Genomic DNA, 5988 nt, shown 5'->3' on the forward strand with positions numbered 1-5988 from the left:
CCTGATCCGGAATGTAAGCCCGCGCGCCTGCATTCCAGACCGCCTAACAATCGTCACTACAGGCGAGTTTTTCAACAGAATAGGGCCGGGAGCGGACAGACAGCTTTCGGATCGATAAACCCGCAAAACGGAACTTCAGCAAGCGCCCCCCTCCGCGATACATTACCGACGCTCCGCCGATCGAAGGCAGCTCGTAGCGGCCTGATACGACCACGCTGGTCAGTATCGCGGTATTGGGAACAGCACAAAACTGCGTATTGGCATTGATGTGCTGAACCTTTTTGCAAAGCGGGATGACAACCTCACATTTTTCTACTAACGCGTCCGCCCATGAACGCATGGGTCCGAGATACGAAGGGTGGGAAGTCGCTTTTTGCGATTGCCGTTCTGCTTGCACTCTCCCTGCGTGTACTGATCCCCACTGGCTTTATGCCAGTGGTTGGTTCGCAAGGCTTGGTCGTCCAACTCTGCACAGGCATGGGCGTCGAGACGATTACGATCGACATCGGCAAAAAGCTACCAAGCGAGAAGCCGCAACACGCCGCTGAAAGCCCTTGTGCCTTCGCAACAGGCCTTGGCCATAGCTTACTGGCTAACGCCGAGCTGACGACCATTTTGCCTTTTGTTTACGGCCTGACCATCTTCGTCGGAACGGCCATTGCCGATCTGACAATCAGCCGCCTTGCGGCACCGCCGCCGCCCTCCCAAGGCCCGCCTGCGCTGAGCTAAGCTCGCGCAGCGGACAAATTACACCTCGTTCGCTGCTACCTGCGCTCAGGCTGTGCCTGCGCGCGCGCCTGACACCCGTTTCGGATGATCAGGCTTAAGTGAACAGGTTTCATCATGTCTACACACACGAGGGCGATATCGCCCAAAATCGAGCAACTGCGTTCCGTTCGACGATTGGCCTGGCGGTTGATAGTTGCTTTCTTGCTTATCCACTATGCGGCTGGCGTTGCACATGATCTGCTTTTCGGAGACCCCGGTTTCCTTCTGGTCAAGGTGGGCTAAGATTATGCTGCATCTCTGCCAAAAACGCAGCTGGGGTAGCTCGATGAAGGGTGACTGGCATTCCGGCATTTATGCCGCCCATGGTCATGCCAGGAGCGCTTACCCAACGGCTTGTAAATAGGTTCAACCCAACGGCGTGTAATCGCGCCGCAAATTCAACACGCGCTGCAATCGCAGCCAAACTAAATTCTAATTGAAGGTCATAATACCATGAAGACATCCATGATCGCGTTGGTTGCAGCGCTAACATCAACATCTGCATTTGCAGAAGAGGCTGCGACCGCGGCTGGCGACGACAAAGCTAATGATATTATTCTTGTCGTTGGTCAAAATGATGCACCGATCACAGTCGTGCCGCGTGGACTATCTGTCTCGCTCGGACAGGAGGAGTTCGATGCGGTCAACGCGCTAAATGTCGAAGACCTTATGAAATACGCGCCGAATTTCTTCGTCCGCAAGCGTTTTGCAGGGGATGACAATGCGGTGGTCGCGCTGCGCGGAGCCAACACCATCCAGAGTGCGCGAACTATCGTAATGGTCGATGGTTTTGTTGTTTCCAACTTCTTGGGCAACCGATGGGACTTTCCGCCGAAATGGAATGTTGTCGGCCCTGCCGAGGTGCGCCAGTTTGATATCGTCTACGGTCCATATTCGGCGCGCTATGGTGGTAATTCAATGGGCGGGGTCATCTCTGTGACAACGCAGGAGCCTAAAGAAACCTCCGCATATGCGACAGCTCAAACCATGATGATGCCGTTCAAGGAATATGGCTTTGATGAAACCTTCAAGGGATACAGCTTTGAAGGCGGCGTCAATTGGAAGCAAAAAGATGGCCCGTGGTCGGTGCGGATTTCTGGCCGCCATTTTGAAAACACGGGCCAATCGATGACCTACAACTTGCTCACGACAACGACTGGCACCGGAACCGCCGTCACTGGCGCGTATGAAGACCGACGCCTCGCCACACCCGTGTTTGGCGCTGCTTCGCCAGTTGATGTAACTCAAGATCAAGCAAGGCTACGCATAGGTTACGAAACCGCAGGCGGTTGGCAGATCGATGCGCTCGGCATGATCTGGTTGACAAAGCAGGACCTGACCGACCCGCGCAGCTGGCTTGTAAACGCCAGCACAGGCGCGCCTGTTTACCAAGGCAAGGTAAGCTTCGGCGGAAGGGTTTGGAATGCGACTGGCCTTACTATGTCAAAAACACGCCGAACCGAATATCTGGCAGGCCTGAAGCTAGCTGGTCCCGCAGCGGGGTGGGATGTGTCTCTTAACCTGTCGCGATATTGGATCCCGGAATGGGATGCGCGCACCTCAAGGGACTACGCAACGGGTGCTGCGCTGGGGCAAGGCACGCTCTCCCTCGTCAACACTCCCGGCTGGTATACTGGGGATCTCACCATTGAGCGTGAGTTTGGCCTGCACAAGATCGCCTTTGGTGCCAATGCCAACCTTTATGAAACGTCGACGGATAGCTTTGCGACGACAAACTGGGAAGCCGCCACCGCACCAACTTATTCCACGTCGACTTATGGGAAAACCAGTTTGTGGGGACTGTGGCTTGAAGATGCCATCAACCTTGGAAGCAGTTGGGTTTTAACTGGGGGTATCCGATATGACGGATGGCGCGCTTATGACGGCGGCATCGCGAAGGTCTATACCGGTGCACGTAAAGATGATGACTATCCTTCGCGCACAGACAGCAGCTTCAGCCCGAAGCTGAGCCTGCAAGGCGAGCTAAGTGATGCACTGGCGATCCAGATTAGCCTTGGTACTGCCAAGCGTTTTCCAACTGTAGGTGAATTATATCAGGGACGGTTTGATGACATCTCACAGGCCATCGACCCGCAGAGCTTCGACCCCAATTTGAAGGCTGAACGCTCGGAAGACGCAAACCTGATCCTGCGGCATAGTTCCGGAAAAGTGCAAACAACGCTCAGCATCTTTTACCAAAACATCGAGGATGCGATCTTCAGCTTCAGTGGCCTCAATCAGTTCGGCACTGTCATCACCAGCTACAAAAATGTCGATCAGGTTCGGCAATATGGCGCCGAGTTAATTGTCGAGGCCAAGGACATACTGTTCGATGGTCTTGATGTCGACGCCAACGTGGCGTGGATCGATGCCAAGACGGTCAAAAACGTTGCTAATCGAGCCGCTGAAGGGGTTCAGTTCCCCCGTATTCCGGAATGGCGGTCTAACGGGAACATTCGGTATCGCTTGGCTGATCCGGTCAAAGCGTCCATTGGGTGGCGTTATGCATCACGCCCCAATTCTGATTTGTTCGGGCTTGTGCGCGGTGACGCCTATGGCTTTCAGACCGAATATTTCACAGTTGATACCCGCCTGACTTGGCAACTCAGCAAACAGATTGAACTCGGCGCTGGGATCGATAATCTTTTCAACGATCAGTCTTATGTGTCACATCCCTTGCCGCAGCGGACGTTCGTTGTTGACCTGAAGGCGAAGTGGTAAAATCATGAATAAGCTGGCGAGAAGAGCTTCGCTCTATCGGATGATCTGGCGCTGGCATTTCTATGCCGGCTTGTTCGTTGTGCCCATGATCTTGATCTTGTCTTTGACCGGCGCAGCCTATCTGTTCAAACCACAGGTAGAGCGCTGGGAAGAGCGGGCTTGGCAAGGACTGGCAACCGAGAATGCTGTGACGCCCGAACAGCAGTACCGTGCCGTACTCTCGGCCTATCCCGGCGCCAAGTTCCATTCATACCGGGTTCCCAATTCGCCCGGCGATGCCGCGATGATCCACGTGGGTTTGCCCGGATCAGGCCGCCAAATGCTAGATGTATTTGTTTCACCACAAGGTCGAGTTGTTGGATCACTCTCTCCAGATCAGCGGATTATGGAAGTCGTGAAAGACATTCACGGACAGCTGCTCATGGGAAAACGAGGCAGTTTGCTGGTTGAGCTTGCTGCAAGCTGGGCGATCGTGATGGTTCTAACGGGGCTTTACCTTTGGTGGCCACGCGGCCGAGGCATATCAGGTGTTTTGTGGCCAAGGTTTTCACAAGGACAGCGAACCGCTTGGCGCGATATGCATGCCGTAACGGGCTTTTGGGTGTCAGGTCTTGCCCTAGTCCTGCTGCTGACCGGCTTACCTTGGGCAGAAGTATGGGGAAGTTCATTCAAAGCCGTTCGTGCGGAAATGGGCTGGGTCAAAGGCGCACAGGACTGGACTATTGGCGGAGAGACCCCAGTTTCTCCCGATCATGCGGAGCATGACCATGCGGCCATGATGGGGACAAGCCCTGCCATGCCTGAGGTTAATGATAACCAGATCGTAACAGAAGCGACAGCAAGCCTCTCTCAAATGGTGATGTTAGCAAAACAAGAAAACCTGGCATTTCCTGTCCTTGTTACACCGCCAGGGGCACCGGGGCGGTTTGGCAAAAAGGGCGCAGATTGCTGGACCATCCGATCGGATAGTCAGGATCGCACACTCAGGACCACAATAACATATGATGCAAAAACGGGTCAGGAGTTAACGCGCGAAACCTTTGCCGATGATCATATTATCGATCGCGTTGTCGGTTATGGCGTCTCTTGGCACGAAGGACAGCTGTTCGGCTGGATTAATCAACTGATCGGCGTGATCTCGGCACTGATGCTCATAACGCTGTCGATCACTGGCTTCGTCATGTGGCGACGGCGTAAGCCCCCGGGGCAGCTTGGAGCACCGCCTGTGGCGAAGTCACCAACCACGCTCAAGGGCGTTGCGGCACTGGTCTTCTTGCTCGCCGCCTTCTTGCCCCTACTGGCCGCATCGCTGCTGGTTATGTGGCTTGTCGAGTTCTTAATCATTCGTCGAATGGCAAACGTGGCGCGATGGCTCGGTATGCCGAGCGACAAGCCCCATTCAGAAGATATTTAGTCAGGTACCCATCTCAACTTCGCCAAACGCGCGACCGGGGCGGATTTGCCTTTAGGCCGCCTACTGCGAGGTTCTGGTCAATCAGCGGCTGCGCTGCATACAGCGCCGCCGCTCCGGTTAATCGCGCCCCGACTTCAAAACAACATCTGCGCCAGCTTGTCGATCTGTTCGTCGACGAACACCTGCCGCTCGATCAGCCGGTCCACTAACCGCGCCCGCGTCGGCGTGCGTGTGTACTTCGACAGCCCACGCAGCCGCTTCTGGGCCTTGTCGATGGCGCGATGTCCTCTGTGTATCGGGCACTCTCGCTGCGAGCCGTAGGCCACGTTCCAGCCGCTTACAGAGGCGAACTGGACACGACCCGGTGGCAGCACCAGCGCGGTGCTTCTGCGGCCTGTACGCGGGCACAATCCGTACCAACGCTCGCCACCATATGGCAGGGGCTGCTCTTCCAGATACACCACGCAGTTGATCGCTTTACCGAACGCATATCCGGTGATCCTCAAGCACGGCAATGGTTCAAGGCAGTGCACGTCGGTTACGAGCGTCAGGTTGGCGATGGTCTCGCCGTATTGGCTCCACACTTGGTCACGTCGTGTCATGCAGTGTCGCTGCAACATGCCGAGTTGCTTGAGGTTGGAAAGGTTGATGCGCAGGCAGTCATCGGTGGTCCAACGGTTAGTGCGTCGCCCAGATCCGTAACCGCCCATGCTCACCTTTGCAGATTAATCGAAATATCCTGCGTAAATGGCATATTTTTTCGATTTTGTCGATAAATAGATTAAATGGGCGCAGTGGCGCTGAATTACCGCAGGTAGAATTTTACACGTAAAAAATTGCAAGTTCACACCGATCAGGCAGGCATCAGCATGCAAAACTAACCGAAAAAAGGCACAAAAGGGGGCTTTTGATGGTTTTGAAGGTTGGTTTTCATTTCCTCAAGTGGCTAACGTCCGCAATTGGGCCTATTCTGTTGAAAAACTCCGCTTGAAGAGGGGAGTATGTTCTGATTCAACGTAACTGTAGTTGGGAGTTATGCTGATGATGGGCGAGCGAACGGTGATGCAGGAAGCGCTGTTTTACAG

General features: G+C 54.6%; 4 protein-coding genes. 3 read left to right on the forward strand and 1 reads right to left on the reverse strand.

Going from position 1 to position 5988, the window contains the following annotated elements:
• Nucleotides 1-330: 330 nt before the first annotated feature.
• From ACIQ2T_RS11610 to ACIQ2T_RS11620, 3 genes are all read left to right on the forward strand, one after another.
• Nucleotides 331-729 (forward strand): hypothetical protein, encoded by a 399-nt coding sequence (locus tag ACIQ2T_RS11610; RefSeq protein WP_397590957.1) that lies wholly within the window; start codon nt 331-333, stop codon nt 727-729.
• 492 nt (nt 730-1221) lie between these two features.
• On the forward strand, nt 1222-3489 hold the full coding sequence (locus ACIQ2T_RS11615; protein WP_397590958.1) for a TonB-dependent receptor: 2268 nt from the start codon (nt 1222-1224) through the stop codon (nt 3487-3489).
• Nucleotides 3490-3493: 4 nt separating this feature from the next.
• Nucleotides 3494-4903: a PepSY-associated TM helix domain-containing protein gene (locus ACIQ2T_RS11620; RefSeq protein ID WP_397590959.1), complete on the forward strand. Its 1410-nt coding sequence runs from the start codon at nt 3494-3496 to the stop codon at nt 4901-4903.
• A gap of 134 nt (nt 4904-5037) precedes the next feature.
• Here the strand turns inward: ACIQ2T_RS11620 and ACIQ2T_RS11625 are convergent, their stop codons facing one another.
• Entirely contained in the window at nt 5038-5613 is a 576-nt protein-coding gene (locus tag ACIQ2T_RS11625) for a hypothetical protein (RefSeq protein WP_397590960.1), read from the reverse strand.
• Nucleotides 5614-5988 lie beyond the last annotated feature (375 nt).

Origin of the sequence: Sphingorhabdus sp., from assembly GCF_044357595.1 — a bacterium.
In the GTDB taxonomy this organism is placed as follows: domain Bacteria; phylum Pseudomonadota; class Alphaproteobacteria; order Sphingomonadales; family Sphingomonadaceae; genus Sphingorhabdus_B.

Excerpts from the sequence above, each read along its gene's own strand:
- ACIQ2T_RS11610 (WP_397590957.1), top strand. The coding sequence starts at position 331 with ATGAACGCATGGGTCCGAGATACGAAGGGTGGGAAGTCGCTTTTTGCG.
- ACIQ2T_RS11615 (WP_397590958.1), top strand. The coding sequence starts at position 1,222 with ATGAAGACATCCATGATCGCGTTGGTTGCAGCGCTAACATCAACATCT.
- ACIQ2T_RS11620 (WP_397590959.1), top strand. The coding sequence starts at position 3,494 with ATGAATAAGCTGGCGAGAAGAGCTTCGCTCTATCGGATGATCTGGCGC.
- ACIQ2T_RS11625 (WP_397590960.1), bottom strand. The coding sequence starts at position 5,613 with ATGGGCGGTTACGGATCTGGGCGACGCACTAACCGTTGGACCACCGAT.